The 17,470-nt window shown below is 35.5% G+C and carries 17 protein-coding genes; 8 read left to right on the top strand and 9 right to left on the bottom strand.

The annotated features are described in order from the left end of the window. Positions 1–43: 43 nt before the first annotated feature. From C8J95_RS05495 to C8J95_RS05535, 9 genes are all read right to left on the bottom strand, one after another. A complete protein-coding gene (locus C8J95_RS05495; RefSeq protein WP_107809350.1) occupies positions 44–1,279 on the bottom strand; it encodes a YdcF family protein in 1,236 nt (411 codons plus the stop codon). Between the two features lie 198 nt (positions 1,280–1,477). Then, entirely contained in the window at positions 1,478–3,253 is a 1,776-nt protein-coding gene (locus tag C8J95_RS05500; protein WP_107809351.1) for an acyl-CoA dehydrogenase family protein, read from the bottom strand. A gap of 51 nt (positions 3,254–3,304) precedes the next feature. Further along, positions 3,305–3,661: a four helix bundle protein gene (locus tag C8J95_RS05505; protein ID WP_107809352.1), complete on the bottom strand. Its 357-nt coding sequence runs from the start codon at positions 3,659–3,661 to the stop codon at positions 3,305–3,307. 34 nt (positions 3,662–3,695) lie between these two features. Further along, a complete protein-coding gene (locus C8J95_RS05510) occupies positions 3,696–4,874 on the bottom strand; it encodes an acetyl-CoA C-acyltransferase (RefSeq protein ID WP_107809353.1) in 1,179 nt (392 codons plus the stop codon). Between the two features lie 36 nt (positions 4,875–4,910). Next, on the bottom strand, positions 4,911–7,313 hold the full coding sequence (locus C8J95_RS05515) for a 3-hydroxyacyl-CoA dehydrogenase/enoyl-CoA hydratase family protein (protein ID WP_107809354.1): 2,403 nt from the start codon (positions 7,311–7,313) through the stop codon (positions 4,911–4,913). A gap of 14 nt (positions 7,314–7,327) precedes the next feature. After that, positions 7,328–7,777 carry a MarR family winged helix-turn-helix transcriptional regulator gene (locus C8J95_RS05520; RefSeq protein ID WP_009093306.1) on the bottom strand — a complete coding sequence of 150 codons (450 nt, stop codon included), beginning with the start codon at positions 7,775–7,777 and terminating at the stop codon, positions 7,328–7,330. Between the two features lie 169 nt (positions 7,778–7,946). Further along, the gene (locus C8J95_RS05525; RefSeq protein WP_107809355.1) at positions 7,947–8,879 is read right to left on the bottom strand and encodes an ABC transporter ATP-binding protein; all 933 of its coding nucleotides are present in this window, start codon (positions 8,877–8,879) and stop codon (positions 7,947–7,949) included. Next, positions 8,869–9,849, bottom strand: coding sequence for an iron ABC transporter permease (locus C8J95_RS05530; RefSeq protein ID WP_107809356.1), 981 nt, complete (start codon positions 9,847–9,849; stop codon positions 8,869–8,871). Before C8J95_RS05530 ends, C8J95_RS05525 begins: the two co-directional genes overlap by 11 nt. A gap of 8 nt (positions 9,850–9,857) precedes the next feature. Then, positions 9,858–10,424 carry a thioredoxin domain-containing protein gene (locus tag C8J95_RS05535; protein ID WP_107809357.1) on the bottom strand — a complete coding sequence of 189 codons (567 nt, stop codon included), beginning with the start codon at positions 10,422–10,424 and terminating at the stop codon, positions 9,858–9,860. Between the two features lie 93 nt (positions 10,425–10,517). Between C8J95_RS05535 and C8J95_RS05540 the strand changes: the two genes are divergently transcribed. From C8J95_RS05540 to C8J95_RS05575, 8 genes are all read left to right on the top strand, one after another. Continuing rightward, entirely contained in the window at positions 10,518–11,561 is a 1,044-nt protein-coding gene (locus tag C8J95_RS05540) for a 2Fe-2S iron-sulfur cluster-binding protein (RefSeq protein WP_158267953.1), read from the top strand. Positions 11,562–11,623: 62 nt separating this feature from the next. Next, positions 11,624–12,205 (top strand): vancomycin high temperature exclusion protein, encoded by a 582-nt coding sequence (locus C8J95_RS05545; RefSeq protein ID WP_034867009.1) that lies wholly within the window; start codon positions 11,624–11,626, stop codon positions 12,203–12,205. Between the two features lie 105 nt (positions 12,206–12,310). Continuing rightward, positions 12,311–12,931, top strand: a complete 621-nt coding sequence (udk, locus tag C8J95_RS05550; protein WP_009088536.1) for a uridine kinase — start codon at positions 12,311–12,313, stop codon at positions 12,929–12,931. 2 nt (positions 12,932–12,933) lie between these two features. Beyond that, positions 12,934–13,284: a septum formation initiator family protein gene (locus C8J95_RS05555; RefSeq protein ID WP_107809358.1), complete on the top strand. Its 351-nt coding sequence runs from the start codon at positions 12,934–12,936 to the stop codon at positions 13,282–13,284. Between the two features lie 3 nt (positions 13,285–13,287). Continuing rightward, positions 13,288–14,463: a methylmalonyl-CoA mutase family protein gene (locus C8J95_RS05560; protein ID WP_107809359.1), complete on the top strand. Its 1,176-nt coding sequence runs from the start codon at positions 13,288–13,290 to the stop codon at positions 14,461–14,463. Next, positions 14,453–15,607 (top strand): class I SAM-dependent methyltransferase, encoded by a 1,155-nt coding sequence (locus tag C8J95_RS05565; RefSeq protein WP_107809360.1) that lies wholly within the window; start codon positions 14,453–14,455, stop codon positions 15,605–15,607. Before C8J95_RS05560 ends, C8J95_RS05565 begins: the two co-directional genes overlap by 11 nt. A gap of 119 nt (positions 15,608–15,726) precedes the next feature. Further along, a complete protein-coding gene (locus C8J95_RS05570; protein WP_107809361.1) occupies positions 15,727–15,996 on the top strand; it encodes a hypothetical protein in 270 nt (89 codons plus the stop codon). 77 nt (positions 15,997–16,073) lie between these two features. Beyond that, positions 16,074–17,462: a dipeptidase gene (locus C8J95_RS05575; RefSeq protein WP_107809362.1), complete on the top strand. Its 1,389-nt coding sequence runs from the start codon at positions 16,074–16,076 to the stop codon at positions 17,460–17,462. Positions 17,463–17,470 lie beyond the last annotated feature (8 nt).

Consider the following 17,470-nt stretch of genomic DNA (forward strand, 5'->3'; position numbering starts at 1 on the left):
CACTGGATATCTGCACTTTAACTAAGATTAACCTTTTCCATCATTACGGATCCAGAGGTTCTGCCGGATTAATTATAAACGCGTCCGCAGTAGGCTTATATTCCAACAGCAGATCATTAATGCGTTTGCCAATAATATAAGGAACAGTACCCAGCTCTTTTATGCTGCGTTTGTCCATTGTTTTTTCAACGTAATCAATGTGGGTTTTACTACTGGATACTAAAGACCATTTATCTTTTGGAAAACCATAATCCATGATCATACGTCCAGCATTCCTTACATTGGTTGTTGTATGTCTGGCAAAAGGGTCGATAATAATTGCAGATGCAGGAATTCCCAGAACATCGACCATATAGCGTTTCATTTCCACAGCTTCTGTATATTGGGTTTTAAAAGGATGAACACGTCCTCCTGAAACTATAATAAATGGTGCTAATCCTTTCTGATATGCCCTTAATGCCTGTCTGGATCTCAGCATTCCCATCGGACTTATTTTCTGTCCATAGACTTGCGGGCCTGCTCCCAAAATAAGTAGAGATGCATAAGGGTATTTAGAAAAATCAGTTTTCTTTACTTTGTCGTAAGCTTCCTTATTTTCGGTCTTAGTCAAGGGCTCTAACTGAGAGGCATCCCAACGTTCATTCACTTCCAGCAAACGGATAGCAGATAATAATGTCTGATCGAAAGCATTCTTTTCCGTATCAGCAGCTACATCAAACCGCACATTTCTTAATAGTTCAATATAGTTTTTATCTTTTACATTAAAAGAAATAGAATCTATATCAGGGTAATTAGGTTTCTTACCGGCACCGTAAATATCAATAACATTATTCATTGCTGTTAAGTCTTGTAGTAAAGCCTTTTGGAGATATTCTTTAGGGTTTATAGATTCAGGCTTTGAATATTTTTGGGATGGGTATAGCGTATTTTCTATAAAATTCTGAAAGCTTTTGTTTTTGACAAAAAGATCCTGAAATTTATTATTCAGAATAGTAATTTCGGATTCTTTCCATTTTAAAGCATCAATAAGACAATCCGTAGTAGGGCAGTCTTTCCCAGCTTCAAACCTCTTATTTCTATCATTTAGCATTGTTTGTACAACAGGATCTTTATGTAGTTCCTGAAGTAAAGGTGTATTATTCCGTAAGGAATAAATCAAATAATATTTTCTAAAAATTTCCCATTCTTGCGGGGATTGAGGTTGTTTTTCCTGAGCAGAAAATGTCTGCAAGGTAATGGCTATACTCAAAGCTGCAACAGTCCGGATTTTTGAAATCATAAAAACTAGAATTTGTATCCAAAGATAGTTATTTGATCAGGATTTTATAAATCAAAATATAGGTTTTGAAAAGATGTATTGTTAAATTAATATTGGAAATAACTCATCTCGATAGGGACACATTAATATATATTTTAACAGACAAAAAACGCCTCACTAATGTGAGGCGCTAAAAAAACTATTTATGATTATTAAATCCTAGTATGATCCTTTATTAACGAAGTGTGCTGCAACTTCTTCAGTTAACTTCACTACATTTGGCTGGTTTGTATACTTTGTAAATCTTCTCAGACCTGAAAGCATCATACGCTGTTCATCACCTTCTGCGAAAGAAATAATACCTTCTTTAGCAGCAACGTTGATCTTTTCTACAGCTTTATATAGGTTTAGTCTCGCCATTGCAGCTTCTACGCTACCTTCAGCAAAATGTTTTTCAGCTCTTAAGATTGCTGATTCTGCCATATAAATCTGGTTCAGGATTTCAGAAGCATTTAGTAATAAATGTTGTTGCTTCTCGATCTCAGTCATATATTTCTGAAGCGCAGATCCTGAAACCATTAAGAATACCTTTTTAAGGTTATGGATAATTGCTTTTTCTTCAGACATATAAGCTGAATAGTCTGGCGTTTCGAATGAAGGAATGCCCATTAACTCTTTTCCTACAGCCATTGCTGGAGAAAGCAAATCTAGTTCACCTTTCATTGCACGCTTAATAAGCATTCCTACAGAAAGAAGACGGTTGATTTCGTTAGTTCCTTCATAGATTCTGGAAATTCTGGAATCTCTCCATGCTGCTTCCATTGGTGTATCTTCAGAGAAGCCCATACCACCATAAACCTGAATACCTTCATCTGCAGTATGTTGAGCAAGATCGGATACATAAGTTTTAAGGATTGAGCATTCTACAGCAAATTCTTCTACACCTTTTAATTCTGCTTGTTGATGATCCAATCCGCCTGCTACTAATTCTTCAACTTTATCTTCGATATCTTTAGCTGCACGGTAAGTACCAGCTTCACTCACGAAAGTACCAGTAGCCATTTCAGCAATTTTCTTTCTGATTGCTCCAAAAGTAGAGATCGAAACACCGAACTGTTTTCTTTCGTTAGCATAGTTTACAGAATGATTCATTATACGTCTTTGAGCATCCAGACATGCAGCAGCAAGCTTAATACGTCCAACGTTCAATGCATTTAAGGCAATTTTGAATCCGTTATTTCTTTCTCCTAAAAGATTCTCTACAGGAACTTTCATATCATTGAAGAATACCTGACGAGTAGAAGAGGCGCGAATACCTAATTTATGCTCTTCTTCACCAAAAGTTAAGCTATCTGGATTTTCTAATTCAGATTTGTTAATAACGAAACCTGTAATATTTTTGTCATCGTCTATTTTTGCAAATAGTGTGAAAGTTTCAGCAAATCCTGCATTAGAGATCCACATTTTCTGTCCGTTGATGATGTAATGCTTGCCATCTTCAGAAAGTTTTGCTTTAGTTTTCCCTGAATTAGCATCTGAACCAGCATCTGGTTCGGTAAGGCAGTAAGCACCAAAGTGATTACCAGTTGCCAAATCCGGAAGGTATTTTTGTTTTTGCGCTTCAGTTCCGTAAAGAACTACCGGCAATGTACCAATACCCGTGTGTGCACCATAAGCTGTAGCCAACGAACCTGTAGCTCCTGAAAGGTAGTCACAAGCCATTACAGTTGTTACAAAGCCCATTCCGATACCTCCATAAGCTTCAGGAACAGCAATTCCTAAAAAGCCCATCTCACCAATCTTACGCATTACTTCTTCAGTATATGCATAATCTTTTTTCTCGAAACGTTCTCTGTTCGGAACTACTTCACGATCGATAAATTCCTTAGCGGAATCACGCATCATCTTTTGATCCTCATTTAATTCTTCGATACTGAAAATGTCTTTTGCTTCAATATCTTTTATTAGGAATTCTCCTCCTTTAGTATTTGCCATTTGTATTATTAATTTTAAATTATAGATTTTATATTTTAAGTGAGATTTTGTTTATAAATTTTCAGATGACGTTTTAATAATCTTAGTTAAAATATTAATTATGCTTTCAATTTCCTTTAAGTAAAAATCTAAGTTAAACTGAACCAGATCTGAAGACTCATAAAGCCTTAACCAATATCTTGTTTCTCTAGCTTCTTTATTTGCAATAGAAAGTTTGGCAATAAAATCTTTTTTGCTCTGAGCCGCTATTGCTTCTTCTACATTAGCACCAATTGAAGTTCCACAGCGAAGGATTTGTTTTGCCAGAATAAATTCATTTTGAGATTTACAAACTTGATAAAACTTAATAATCTCTAATGCAAATTCAAATGTCTTATTCTGAATCAAATTATCTTCTTTGAAACTCATTTCAACTAAAATTTAGAATTTAAAATCTAAAATTTTACAATAATTCAAAAACTGAGGCAGCTCCTTGTCCTGTACCTACACACATAGAAACTAGACCATATTTATTACCTCTTTTTCTCATTTCATCCAAAAGCTGTACCGTCAGTTTTGTTCCTGTACAACCTAGTGGATGTCCTAGTGCAATAGCACCTCCGTTTACATTAAGAATATCAGGATTCAACCCTAATTCTTTCTTAATAGCAACAGATTGAGAAGCAAAAGCTTCATTAAGCTCAATTAAATCGATATCATTAAGAGAAAGTCCAGCCTGTTTTAAAGCTTTAGGAATAGCATAAATAGGTCCTATTCCCATAATTCTAGGTGGCACACCTGCAGCTGCATAAGATGCTAATCTCGCGATTGGAGTAAGGTTGAATTCTTTCAGGAATTCTTCTGATACTACCAAAACAAAAGCGGCACCATCTGACATCTGTGAGGAGTTACCTGCAGTAACAGATCCTCCATTAGCAAAAACAGGTCTTAGTTTTGCGAGACCTTCGAGTGAGGTATCTTTTCTTGGCCCCTCATCCACAGAGAAATCAAATTTTTTAGTCTGAGTTTTTTGGTTTTCATCCAGGAAAGTATACTCTACAGGAATAGAAGCTATTTGGTTTGCAAATCTGCCTTCAGCAATTGCTTTTAAAGCTTTCTGGTGAGATTCGAATGCAAACTGATCTTGCTCTTCTCTGGAAACATTGTATTCTTTTGCAACAGCTTCGGCAGTATAACCCATTCCCCAATAGTAATCAGGATGGTCTTTTGCCATATGAGACTCCGGAACCGGCTTATATCCCCCCATAGGAATATAGCTCATAGATTCAGTACCTCCTGCAATAATACAATCTGCCATACCAGTCTGGATTTTTGCAGATGCTAGTGCAATAGCTTCTGATCCTGATGCACAATATCTGTTTACAGTAACACCTGGTACTTTATCGGTATTAAGTCCCATAAGGGAAATAAGACGTGCTACGTTAAGTCCTTGCTCTGCTTCTGGCATTGCATTACCAACGATAAGGTCATCTATTCTGTCTTTATCTAGTTGTGGGAAATCACCCACTAATTTTTCAATAACTGTCGCAGCCATTACATCTGGTCTTGTAAAGCGAAGTGAACCTTTCGGAGCTTTACCAACCGCTGATCTGTATCCTGCAACTATATATGCTTGTTTCATATTTTTTGGTATTGTGTACAAATTAATTTCTAACTTCTAATTACGAAGAGGTTTTCCGTTTTGTAACATATACTGGATTCTTTCCAGAGTTTTTCTTTCACCACAAAGCGATAAGAAAGCTTCTCTTTCAAGGTTCAGTAAGTATTGTTCAGATACATCTGTAGCTTCGGAAAGATTACCTCCTGCCATTACAAAACCTAGCTTATCAGCTATTTTTTTATCGTGCTCAGAAATATATCTTCCAGCCAACATCTGGTCAGTTCCTACATAGAACATACCCAAAGCATCCTGTCCCAGTACTTTTACTTTCTCTTTGATAGGTTGTGTGTATCCTTGTTCAGCTAATTGTAAAGCAACTTGTTTAGCTTCAGCAATCTGACGGTTTTTATTTACAACAACGATATCTTTATGTTTCTGTAAAATACCCATATCATAAGCTTCGTATGCAGAAGTCGCAACTTTAGCCATGGCAATATTCATAAAGGCATCACGTAATCTGTTTGTTTTAACATCGTCCGCAATTACTTCTTTCATTGTTCTTACAGTAAATTCTTTAGAACCGCCACCTCCAGGGATTACACCAACACCAAACTCAACAAGTCCGATATAAGTTTCTGCTGCTGCCACAACTCTGTCTGCATGCATGGTCATTTCGCAACCACCACCCAAAGTCATACCATGAGGTGCCACAACAACAGGAATAGAGGAGTAACGTACTCTCATCATAGATTGTTGGAAATAGTTAATAGCCATATTCAGATCATCCCAATCCTGGTCTACAGCCATCATAAGGATCATAGCAAGGTTAGCTCCAACCGAGAAGTTAGCAGCCTGATTACCGATTACTAATCCATTGTAATCTTTTTCAGCTAAATCAATTGCTCTGTTTAATCCGTCTAATACTTCACCTCCAAGAGAGTTCATTTTAGAACGAATCTCGAAGTTGATAATACCATCTCCCAGGTCCTCGATTGCAGAACCGGAATTACTCCAAAGAGTCTTGTTCTTTCTGATATTATCTAAGATAATGAAGGCATCTTGTCCAGGAATATTAGCATATTGGTTGGCTTTCTCATTGAAGAAAGTCTTTTGTCCTTCTTCATTGATTTTATAGAAGCTTGTACCTTCAGCCATATTTTTCACCCAGTCAGATACTTCATATCCAGCTTCTTTAGCCAGCTCTATACCTTTCTGAACGCCTACTGCATCCCAGATTTCGAAAGGACCATTTTCCCATCCAAATCCTGCGCGTAGAGCATCATCAATTTTATAGATTTCATCAGAAATTTCAGGAACCTTATTAGAAGCATAAGCAAATAGAGCTCCCAGCATTTGTCTGTAGAATTCTCCAGCCTTATCTTTTCCGCCAATTAGTACTTTGAAACGATCGATAGGACGGTCAATAGTTTTTGTTAATTCCAGAGTAGGGAAGCTCGCTTTTCCTTGTGGTTCGTATTGCAGAGTCTCAAGATTTAGTCCTAAGATTTCTGACTTACCATCAGCATTTTTTACTTTTTTAAAGAAACCAGCATCAGTTTTAGATCCCAATAGCTTGTTGTCAATCATGTATTGTACAAAATCAGGTAGAACAAATTGATCTTTGAAAGTATCTGATTCTGCACCGCTACCATAGATTCCATTAGCTACGTGTACTAATGTATCCAGACCTACTACATCCGCAGTACGGAATGTTGCAGATTTTGGACGCCCGATAACCGGCCCTGTTAATTTATCAATTTCACCAACTGTTAAGCCAAGCTTTTTCACAGAATGGAACAAATTCATAATACCAAAAGTACCAATTCTGTTAGCAATAAATGCTGGAGTATCTTTTGCTAAAACTGTAGTTTTACCCAAGAATTTAGCACCATATTCCATATAGAAATTCACAATCTCAGGATCGGTTTCCGGAGTAGGAATAATCTCTAAAAGTGGTAAATATCTTACCGGGTTAAAGAAGTGTGTTCCTGCGAAGTATTTTTTAAAATCATCGCTTCTTCCTTCAATAAGGAAATGAATAGGAATACCAGAAGTATTAGAAGATACTAAGCTTCCTGGTTTTCTGTATTTTTCAATCTTTTCGTATACAGACTTCTTGATGTCAAGGCGCTCTACAACAACCTCTATAATCCAGTCAGTATTTTTTATTTTCTCTAAATCATCATCAAAATTTCCTGCAGTAATTCTGCTTACAAACTTTGGAGAATAGAGTAGTGCAGGACTTGCTTTAGGAAGTTTTTGTAAACTTTCGGAAGCAATTCTGTTACGAACCGCTTTGTCTTCTAATGTAAGACCTTTAGCTGTTTCCGCATCAGTAAGCTGGTTAGGTACAATATCCAGAAGCAACACTTCTACACCAATGTTGGCGAAATGTGCAGCAATACCGGATCCCATAATCCCAGAACCAAGAACGGTAACATGTTTTATTCTTCTTTTCATAAAGATTTGGAATTTTATTTCTTATTATTTAAATCGTTTGCTATATTCAAAATATCACGCATTACTTCCTTGAAAGTTTCCAATTTTTCAGGATTAATGGTTTCGATTACTCTTTTGTTGAAATTAACCACAACTTCTTTGGAAAGGTTTCTGGAATTAAGTCCTTTATCAGTAAGCTTTATTATAACCTCCCGCTTATCTGTAGTTGTTTTTTCTTTGTAGATATAACCGTTGTCTTCAAGAAGCTTTATGATTCTTGTAAGTGATGTTGGCTCGATGGCCATCTTTGGTCCAAGGTTAGTGCTCCTTGTTCCTTCTTTAGGATCGATCTTTAAAAGTGTTAAAGCCTGAACAGCTGTTGAATCATATTCCTGAGCACGCTCCGAATACATTTTGGAAACGGCCAGCCAGGTCTGCTTCAGAATAAGATCAATGTTATCAACTCTTCCTTTGTTATTATCCATATCAATATTAAATTCTGGTCTTCTCAAATTTAATAATTATTATGCATGCATAACATCATAGGTAAGTTAATTTTTGTTAAAATATTCGAAACCAACACTTTAAAAACTATGAAAAGCATAATACTATGCATGCATAATATTAATTTAGAGCTTTCGAACTATCAGATTATTAAAGGTTTCTGATTAATTGAATAATTTCTTCAAAACTTTCAGCTTTTTTTTGAAATGTATCTGAAGAAATATCCCAAATACCATTCTGAAAGATAAAATTGAACTGAGAAAGGTCTTTTTTGAAGTTTTTTTGAAGCACAGAGAAGAGCATTTCTTTCTGTAACTGAGGTGCTTCAATATGAGGAGTTATAAATGCTTCATTGAAATGAAAAAGGGCAGGAGCTGTCAGCTCCGGATGGGTGGACAGTATATCCTCCGCAACACCAGAATATAGTCCTCCTTCTTTAATATACCAGATCTTATCTGAAAATTCTTTTGCCAGTCTCCAATCGTGAGAGGAGAACAGAATTGTTTTATGATATTCTTTTGCCAGCATACGAAGTGTTGTAAGTACAATAGTTTTATTCTTCTCATCTAAGTGCGTTGTAGGCTCATCAAGAATAATAACTGAGGTATTTTGTACTAATGCGCGGCCAATAAAAGCTTTTTGAAGATTTCCGTCCGATAGCTGCTGAAGAGGCATATCTGTATATTCCTGCAATCCAATCTTATTAATAATATCGACAACTTCTTCTTCGTCCTTTTTATTAAGAGAAAAATAATATGGGTAATGTATGTACTTTCCTAAACTTACCAGGTCTTTCACTGTAAATCCGTTTGGAATAGTTGCTTTAGAAAATACTACTGAAATCTTTTTAGCAATTTGGAGTGCAGACAATATGTTTATTGAATTTTCAGCCAGTAGGATATCGCCGTTTAGCAATTTGTTTTCACCAAGGATACTTTTAATAAGAGTTGTTTTGCCCTGTCCATTGTTTCCCATCAATAGACAAACTTCTCCCAGCTTTAGCTCCGCACAGATATCTTTTACCAAAACTTTCTGGTAGCCAATATCAAGATGCTCTAATTTTAAAATAATTTCAGACTGCACGGCGGTTCATTTTAACAAGCATAGTCAGAATGACAGGAACTCCAAACAAAGAAGATATAATATTAATAGGCCAATGAGCCAGTTCCGAAATAATGGAAAACAGCTCTAACAAACAGGCTCCAAATAATATATTGAGAATCCATTGCTGCCATAGCTGGGCAGGATTCCATAACATTCTGCAAAAATGAGGAACTACAATCCCGATGAATAAAACAGGTCCTAAAAATGCAGTAATACTCGCTGATAACAGAGAAGAACAAATAATAACAAGGTATTTTAGTCTTTCCAGATTTACCCCAAAAGACTTGGCATAACTCTCGCCCAATGCATTTCCCATTAATGGTTTTATCGATCTGAAACACAAAAACATTCCGATTACGACCAAAGCACCTACAATAGCGATCTGGGAAAGTGTTACCTGATTATTGGCACCAAATGACCATAAAACATAGCTCTTTAAAGATTCACTTTGTGCATATACCTGCATAAGACTTACAATAGCACTGGCTAAAGCAGATATAAGAAAACCAAAAATAATAAGATAGGTCTTATCTGTAAAGGCTTTGGAATATGCCAATAATATCAACATCAACAAAAGACTGCCGGCAAATGCAGCCATACTGATAAGACCACTTTGCAAAAATTCGGGTAATGTAAAATCTTTGGTAAGAAAAATATAGCTAGCAACGGCCAGAGAAGCCACAGAGGTTATTCCTAAAACTTCAGGCCCCGCCAATGGATTCTGAAAATACTCCTGCATAAGAAAGCCACTTGTAGGAATGGATATTCCTGCCAGAAATATTATAACAACTCTGTTAATGCGTAACTGAGCTATTAATGAGGTGCTTTCATCAGAAGAAAAAAAATCAGTGAAATTCAGATGGGTAAAACCTATATTCAGATTGATAAAGGCTAAGATAAAGAATAGGGCGAGAAGCCCTATACTCATATTTCTAAATTTCACAGACATTCAGTCGGTTATTTAAACTCGTTAAGTTTACTCTGCATTTCTTCTTCGGAAAGAGTACCAACTTTCTCGAATACTTTATTTCCTTTAGACATTCTGGTAAATGGTATAGCACCACCATCCCAAGTATTTGTATTGCTTTTGGCAAATTCAGGAGCAGCCTTCATCATATCAAATAATACTATATTACTACTTAGTCCCTGAATATTTCCAAATTCTTTAACCTTAGTATTCCAATCTTCCGGCTGATCTACACTTACAAAAGTGAATTTAACTTTTTCACCTTTTAGTTTTTCCATTTCAGTTTTAAAATACGGAATTTCGATCATACAAGGTCCACACCATGTTGCAAAGAAATTAGTAACATACAGTGTATCATTATCTTTAGTCTTTAAAAGCTCAGCTACCTTATCCTCTCCAAGGATCTGCAATGCTTTTTCGAAATCTTTAACTTCTCCTTCCGGATTCGGAACCATTTCAGTTCTGTCGTTGTTCTTATTTCCTGTTACAGGGGAATCTGTTTTTTTACAAGCAACAATTGCTGACAGTATTGTAATCCCAAAGAATAGCTTTTTCATCTTTTTTTATATATTTTTGTGTTAATGTTAGAAAACGTTACCATAAGAAACACAGTTCAATTTCATTGGCTAAAAATAGTCAAAAAAAAGCGATTGACAAAAACAAGCTTTTCCCTGACCTTCGAAATCCCGGAACATTTAAAGGAGAAATTTCAATATGAATCCGGACAATATTCTGCTATAAAACTAGGAAACAGGCAAAATGATTATTCTTATACCTCGGCACCTTATGAAAAAGAGTTAAGCTTTGGAATTAAATATAGTAGTGAAGAGAGCTTTGCATATCACCTTTATCGGGGCCTGGAACCTGGAGATATTGTAGAAATTTCGGAACCACAAGGACGTTTTACAATCAGATCCAGACCAAATGAGAAAAGAACTATTCTTTGTTTTGCTTCAGGAATAGGAATTACACCTATTCTTAGTCATATGAAGAATATTCTTCATAATGAAGTCAATACAAGATTATTCCTGTTTTACGGAAACAGAGATAAAGAAAATATTGCATTTATAGACGAACTGTCCGACTTGCAAGCACAATATGCAGACAGATTTCATTCATTCTTCTTTTTCTCCAGAGAGAAAGCTAAAAACCTTATGTTTCAAGGAAGATTGGATGCAAAAAAGGTAAGCCTTATTATCAACCAGATTCTTGATCAGGATGAGGAAGATGAAGAATCTACTATATGGGATGCTACCGATGAAGTTCTTATCTGTGGTCCTGGCGAAATGATTAAATCTATTGCTAATGCTTGCTACCAGCATGGTATAAGAAAACAAAATATTCATTTTGAACTTTTTGATGAGTTTAATGAAGATATATATGAAATAGAAGAGGAATTACCTTTGGTAAAAGATATTGAGGTGAAATTCACTCTTTTTGGTAAAGAATATGAACATCATATTCCTTCTAATGAAACCAGGGTATTAAGTTCTCTGCTAGAAGCAGGATTCAATATCCCTTATTCATGTAAGTCCGGATTATGTGGATCATGCAGATGTCATTTGGAAGAAGGAGAGGTGTACATGGTAGAGAATGAATATTTAACAGAAAAAGAAACACAATCTGGTTTGATTTTACCCTGCGTTGGTGTAGCTTTATCCAGGAAAATTAATTTAAACTTCGATAATATCTGAGAAGAAAGATTTACATATTAATAAAGGCGTTTATCCGCAGTTCAGAAATCCTTATTTTGCTAATGTTTTTAGCCAATATATGGGTTGTTGCCCTTACTGATGGGCGTACCTTTACAAAACTGAGTAAAATTCCGGCACAGAAATGCGCTTTAGTACTCGGCACTTCTCCAAAAACGGTAGGCGGAAGGGCAAATCCATATTTCATAACCCGTATGGATGCTGTAACGGCTTTATACAATATCGGGAAAGTAAAACGCATTATTGTAAGTGGAGAAAAAAGTAAGAATTATGATGAACCTAAAGCCATGAGAAACTATCTTATCTTCAATGGCGGGATACCACAGTCAGCAATTATTGAAGATCCTAAAGGCTTTAATACCCAGGCCAGTATTTTCAGATGTAAATATATCTATCAGGAAAACAATGTTATCATTGTATCTCAGGGATTCCATAATTTGAGAGCCTTATTTATGGCACGAAATGAGGGAATGAATGCTTATGCTTTTGATGCTCAGGACGTAAATAGCAATGAGAGCTTCTATAGAAACCATGCTCGTGAGTTTTTAGCACGGGTAAAAGCTGTGGTCCTTTATGTATTTAATATCTCTCCGGAAATTTCGGGGGAAAAGGTGAAAATAGACTAAAAAAAGGACAACAACATTATCGAGCCGGATTTACTAAAATGATTTCACACATATTACTTTCATCGTAATTGACATTTTTTCTATCTTTGCCAAAATCAAAAGTAAATGCTCGTAATAGGTATCGCAGGTGGTACAGGCTCAGGAAAAACAACTGTAGTCAACAAAATCCTTCAGCAACTTAATATTGAAGGTGTAAACGTCCTTTCTCAGGACAATTATTATTTAGATAATCAACATCTTAATTTAGCGGAAAGAGAAAAACTTAACTATGATCATCCAAAGTCTATAGATTTTGACTTACTTTTAGATCATGTAAAGAAGTTAAAAAATCATGAAGAGATCGATCAGCCGGTTTATTCTTTTGTAACCCATTCCAGAACAGGAGATCATATTCTTATAGAGCCTAAAAATGTTCTTATTGTAGAAGGCATTTTGGTTCTTACGAACAAGGAATTATTAAAAGAATTCGACCTTAAGGTATTTGTTCATGCAGATTCAGATGAGAGATTAATCAGAAGAATTAAGCGTGATACCCAAGAGAGAGGCCGTGATCTGGAAGAGGTTCTACATCGTTATCAGACAACTCTGAAACCTATGCACAATGAGTTTATAGAGCCGTCTAAAAACGAAGCCGACCTTATCGTACCTAATATGCGACACAATACTGTTGCAATTGATTTTTTAACAACTGTTATCAATAACTCGTTAAAGAAACAAAGTGTATAAAAATGGATAATCTTATTAAAGATATCAAGAAACCATCTTCAGGATTCAGATTTCTCCGGAAATATATTCTGAACAAATATGTCATTACTATAACCGTATTTCTGGTATGGATGACATTTTTCGACAGTACATCTTTTTTAGTTATTAACGAACTAAATGGAGAGATCAAGAAGTATGAAGAACAATTGGACTATTATAAAAAAGAATATCAGAAAAATGATAATTTTTATAAGAAGTTAATGTTCAATAAATCTGAACGTGAAAAATTTGCCCGCGAAAACTACTTTATGAAGAAAAAGAATGAAGAAATCTTTATTTTGGTAGTTGACAGCGCTAACAGTGTAAAAAAATAAAATATGTCTTTTGCAAAAACGAATCTTCAGGATTGGGAAAAACTGGTTGCTAAACAGTTGAAAACAGAAGATATCTATAAAGTACTGGAAAAAGAAAATATTGAAGGCTTGGAAATCAAGCCTTTTTATACTTTAGAGAATATCGCACCTGTAAAACTTCCCCGTCTGGAAGAAAATATGCATTTGGTAGCACCTTACAATGATTATTTATTGGAAGATGCTTATGCCTTTCTTATCAAAGAAGAACCTTTACGATTACAGGATAAGGTATTTTTTTATGAAGATTCTGCTTTAAATGCAGCCGCTGCAAAAGATAAAAACAATAATTATTTTTGTCTTCAGGATATTTTCAAAGGAATAGAGCAAGGAGAGACTTTTAGCCCGGAAACAGGGAAAGTACTTTTAAATACTGAGGCAAAAAGAAAAATAGGAGTAGACATTTCAATCTATCAGAATGCAGGTGCCTCTATAGTTCAGCAGCTTGCTGTTGCACTTCTGAAGATTAAAGAACTTGCAGAGTTATATGGAGAAGATGTATTTAAGCAGTCTGTATTCAGAGTAGCAGTTAGCAGTCAGTATTTTCTGGAAATCGCAAAGATTCGTGCTCTGAAAATTTTAATCAGTCAGCTATCCAAAGAATATAATAAAGAGTCTATTCCTTATATTTTTGCAGAAACATCTTTAAGAAATAAAAGTCTTAATGATCCTGAGAATAATCTTATCCGAAGTACATTAGAATTAGCTTCGGCAATGATTGGCGGAGCAGATGCAGTTTATGCAAACGATTACAAACTTTCGGAAACTAACTCAGTCTCTGAGGAAATATCTTTCAAACAACAGATTGTATTGGCTTATGAAAGTATTATCAATGTTTTTGAAGATGCAACCTCCGGCAGTTTCTTTGTAGAAGACGCAACAAAAGATATAGCTGAAAGAGCATGGGAGCTTTTCCTTGAACTTGAAAAATCAGGAGGCTATATTAGCAATCTGGAATCCGGAAATATTCAGAAATTAGTATACAATCAGGCAATTAAAGAGCAAAGCTGGCTAGATGAGGGCAAGATAAAGCTTTTAGGCGTAAATCTTTATCCGGCATTAGAAGCTAAAATAGCATCGGAAGAGCTATATAATGAATCTGCGATAAAACCTGTCCGGTTAGCCGAACGTTATGGAGTTTAGCCATATCCTTCGTCCTGAAGTACAGAAGTTCATAAAAGACAATAGCCGACAGGATATTACAAAATTATTACTGTCCGGTTCACCTTTCAGTGATGTCAGTATTCAGGAAATAGCCCAACAGATAAAGGGCAGACAAACTGCAGAAAAGAAATTTCCGTTCTTATTACAGGACGGAATTGTTTTCCCACCTCAATTAAATCTGGAGCAAGCCTCTTCCGAGACAACCGCAGCCTTTAAAGCAAATTTATTTTCTGGTGAAAGCTTACTGGACCTTACCAGTGGTTATGGAATAGATGCCTATTATCTTTCAGCAAATTTCAGTAAAACAACTCTTGTAGAACAAAATAAAAATTTACTTGAAATAGTACATCATAACTGGCTGGTTTTAAATAAAATTAACACTGATTATGTAAACTCCGATTTAGATGATTTTTTAGAAAAAAATGGTCAAAAATTTTCTCTGATCTATTTAGATCCTGCGAGAAGAGATACACACAATCGAAAGAAATTTCTATTGGAAGATTTGTCTCCCGATATTACTGAAATCAGAAATAAATTATTTGAGTTTACAAATAAAGTAGTGGTAAAACTATCGCCACTTATGGATATTTCTATGCTTGTATCTCAGGTACCAGGCATTTCAGAAATCTATATTATTGCTGTAAAGAATGAGGTTAAAGAACTTTTAATTGTTATAGAGAAAGATTTTAACCAGAGTACTGTAGTGAAAATTCATAACCTTGAAAGCAATGAACCTTCACTGGAAGTTACTTTTAACACTATTCAGCAATCAAAACCTATTTTTGGTGAAGCATCTGAATACTTATATATTCCGAATAATGCTGTACTAAAATCCGGAGCGTTCAATTTTATTTCTGAACATTATAATCTGGAGAAACTTCATCCTAATACTCATCTTTACACTTCACCCAGTTTTATTGAAGATTTTCCGGGCCGGATACTAAATGTAGTACCTGTAGAAGCAAAGAAAATAGAAAAAGGAGAGCGCTTTAATATCATTTCTAAAAACTATCCGTTAACTCCGGATGAAATTAAGAAGAAATACAAAATAAAAGATGGTGGAAATCAGTATCTGATCTTCACACAGAGCCAAAAAGGAAAAATTATTTTAAAATCAATTTAAATTGCTTCATTATTTGGCTTAGAAATGTAGAATTGTTAATTTTGACACCGGTTAATAAAAAGAGCATAAAATCAGCTATGCTGATTCCATAACGATAAAGAATAATAAAAAATAGATATATGAAAAAATATATTTTATCTGCAGTAGCAGTTGTTGCCATAGCATCTTGTAGTGCTCCACAAGGAGGAAACAAGAATACAGTAAAGTTAACTAGTGATGTTGAGCGCTATTCAGATCATATGGAGCCTTCTGAAACAGAACCAAACTTTGCACCTTCACAAGCTGAAAAGCCAGCAATGACTGACAGTACTAAAGTTGCTAAAACTGCAGAAGTGAAAGCAGCGAAAGACTCTGCTACAGCTAAGCCAGCAGCAGAAGCTAAAAAATAATCAGATAACATTTATCATATTAAAATGTCTTGCGCTTCGCAGGACATTTTTTATATTTACCTAAATTAAAAATTATTATGTCAGAAACCCAAAATTACATTCAGGAGAATAAACAACGCTTTCTGGATGAGCTTTGTGATCTATTAAAGATAGCTTCTATCAGCGCTGACCCTGCATACAGCAAAGATGTCCTTAACTGTGCAGATGCTGTAGCCAAACATTTAAAAGAAGCAGGTGCAGATCAGGTAGAAGTTTGCGAAACCAAAGGTTACCCGATCGTTTATGGTGAAAAGATCATTGATCCTAAACTTCCAACTGTATTAGTATATGGTCATTACGATGTACAACCACCAGATCCGTTAGAGCTATGGGAGAGCGGACCATTTGAGCCAGTTATAAAAACTACACCCTTACACCCTGAAGGAGCTGTATTTGCAAGAGGTTCTGCGGATGACAAAGGTCAGTTCTTCATGCATGTAAAAGCTTTTGAAGCAATGATGAAGACTAACTCTTTGCCTTGTAATGTAAAATTCATTATCGAAGGAGAAGAAGAAGTAGGATCTGAAAGCCTTGGAGACTGGATTTCTGAGAATAAAGAGAAGCTGAAAAATGATGTAATCTTAATTTCTGATACTCATATCTATTCAAACGAACAGCCAACTGTAACTACAGGTCTAAGAGGCCTTAGCTATGTAGAGGTTGAAGTTGAAGGACCAAACAGAGATTTGCATTCCGGACTTTATGGTGGTGCTGTACCAAATCCTATCCATGTTCTTTCAAGAATGGTTGCTCAGTTGATCGACGAAGACGGAAGAATTACAATAGACGGATTCTACGATAATGTAGAAGAGGTCTCTTTGGAAGAAAGAGCAGAGATGAATAAACTGAAAGATGATCCGGAAGGTTTCAAAAAATCTATTGGCTTAAATGGAGTAGAGGGTGAGAAAGGTTATACAACTTTGGAAAGAACATCTATAAGACCAACTCTGGATGCAAACGGAATCTGGGGAGGTTATATTGGTGAGGGTGCTAAAACTGTGATTCCATCAAAAGCTTTCGCAAAAATTTCTATGCGTTTGGTTCCATATCAGACACCTGAAGAGATTACTGAGAAGTTTACCAAGTATTTCCATAAAATTGCTCCTGAAAATGTAAAAGTAAAAGTTACTCCACATCACGGTGGTATGCCATATGTTTTACCAAGTGATTCAGAAGAATTCCTGGCAGCAAAAAAAGCAATGGAAAAAGCTTTCGGAAAAGAAGTGTTACCTTACAGAAGCGGTGGTAGTATTCCTATCACAGCATTATTCGAAAAGGTATTGGGAAGTAAATCTGTACTAATGGGCTTTGGACTGGATTCAGATGCAATCCATTCTCCAAACGAGCACTACGGACTATTTAACTTCTACAAAGGCATTGAGTCTATTCCATATTTCTTTGAATACTATACGGATTTAAAAAAATAATAAAATTT

This window comes from Elizabethkingia sp. YR214 (assembly GCF_003058195.1).
Taxonomy (GTDB): domain Bacteria; phylum Bacteroidota; class Bacteroidia; order Flavobacteriales; family Weeksellaceae; genus Elizabethkingia.

Coding starts and splice junctions, on each gene's coding strand:
- C8J95_RS05495 (WP_107809350.1), bottom strand. CDS start 1,279: ATGATTTCAAAAATCCGGACTGTTGCAGCTTTGAGTATAGCCATTACC.
- C8J95_RS05500 (WP_107809351.1), bottom strand. CDS start 3,253: ATGGCAAATACTAAAGGAGGAGAATTCCTAATAAAAGATATTGAAGCA.
- C8J95_RS05505 (WP_107809352.1), bottom strand. CDS start 3,661: ATGAGTTTCAAAGAAGATAATTTGATTCAGAATAAGACATTTGAATTT.
- C8J95_RS05510 (WP_107809353.1), bottom strand. CDS start 4,874: ATGAAACAAGCATATATAGTTGCAGGATACAGATCAGCGGTTGGTAAA.
- C8J95_RS05515 (WP_107809354.1), bottom strand. CDS start 7,313: ATGAAAAGAAGAATAAAACATGTTACCGTTCTTGGTTCTGGGATTATG.
- C8J95_RS05520 (WP_009093306.1), bottom strand. CDS start 7,777: ATGGATAATAACAAAGGAAGAGTTGATAACATTGATCTTATTCTGAAG.
- C8J95_RS05530 (WP_107809356.1), bottom strand. CDS start 9,849: ATGTCTGTGAAATTTAGAAATATGAGTATAGGGCTTCTCGCCCTATTC.
- C8J95_RS05535 (WP_107809357.1), bottom strand. CDS start 10,424: ATGAAAAAGCTATTCTTTGGGATTACAATACTGTCAGCAATTGTTGCT.
- C8J95_RS05545 (WP_034867009.1), top strand. CDS start 11,624: ATGTTTTTAGCCAATATATGGGTTGTTGCCCTTACTGATGGGCGTACC.
- udk (WP_009088536.1), top strand. CDS start 12,311: ATGCTCGTAATAGGTATCGCAGGTGGTACAGGCTCAGGAAAAACAACT.
- C8J95_RS05555 (WP_107809358.1), top strand. CDS start 12,934: ATGGATAATCTTATTAAAGATATCAAGAAACCATCTTCAGGATTCAGA.
- C8J95_RS05560 (WP_107809359.1), top strand. CDS start 13,288: ATGTCTTTTGCAAAAACGAATCTTCAGGATTGGGAAAAACTGGTTGCT.
- C8J95_RS05565 (WP_107809360.1), top strand. CDS start 14,453: ATGGAGTTTAGCCATATCCTTCGTCCTGAAGTACAGAAGTTCATAAAA.
- C8J95_RS05570 (WP_107809361.1), top strand. CDS start 15,727: ATGAAAAAATATATTTTATCTGCAGTAGCAGTTGTTGCCATAGCATCT.
- C8J95_RS05575 (WP_107809362.1), top strand. CDS start 16,074: ATGTCAGAAACCCAAAATTACATTCAGGAGAATAAACAACGCTTTCTG.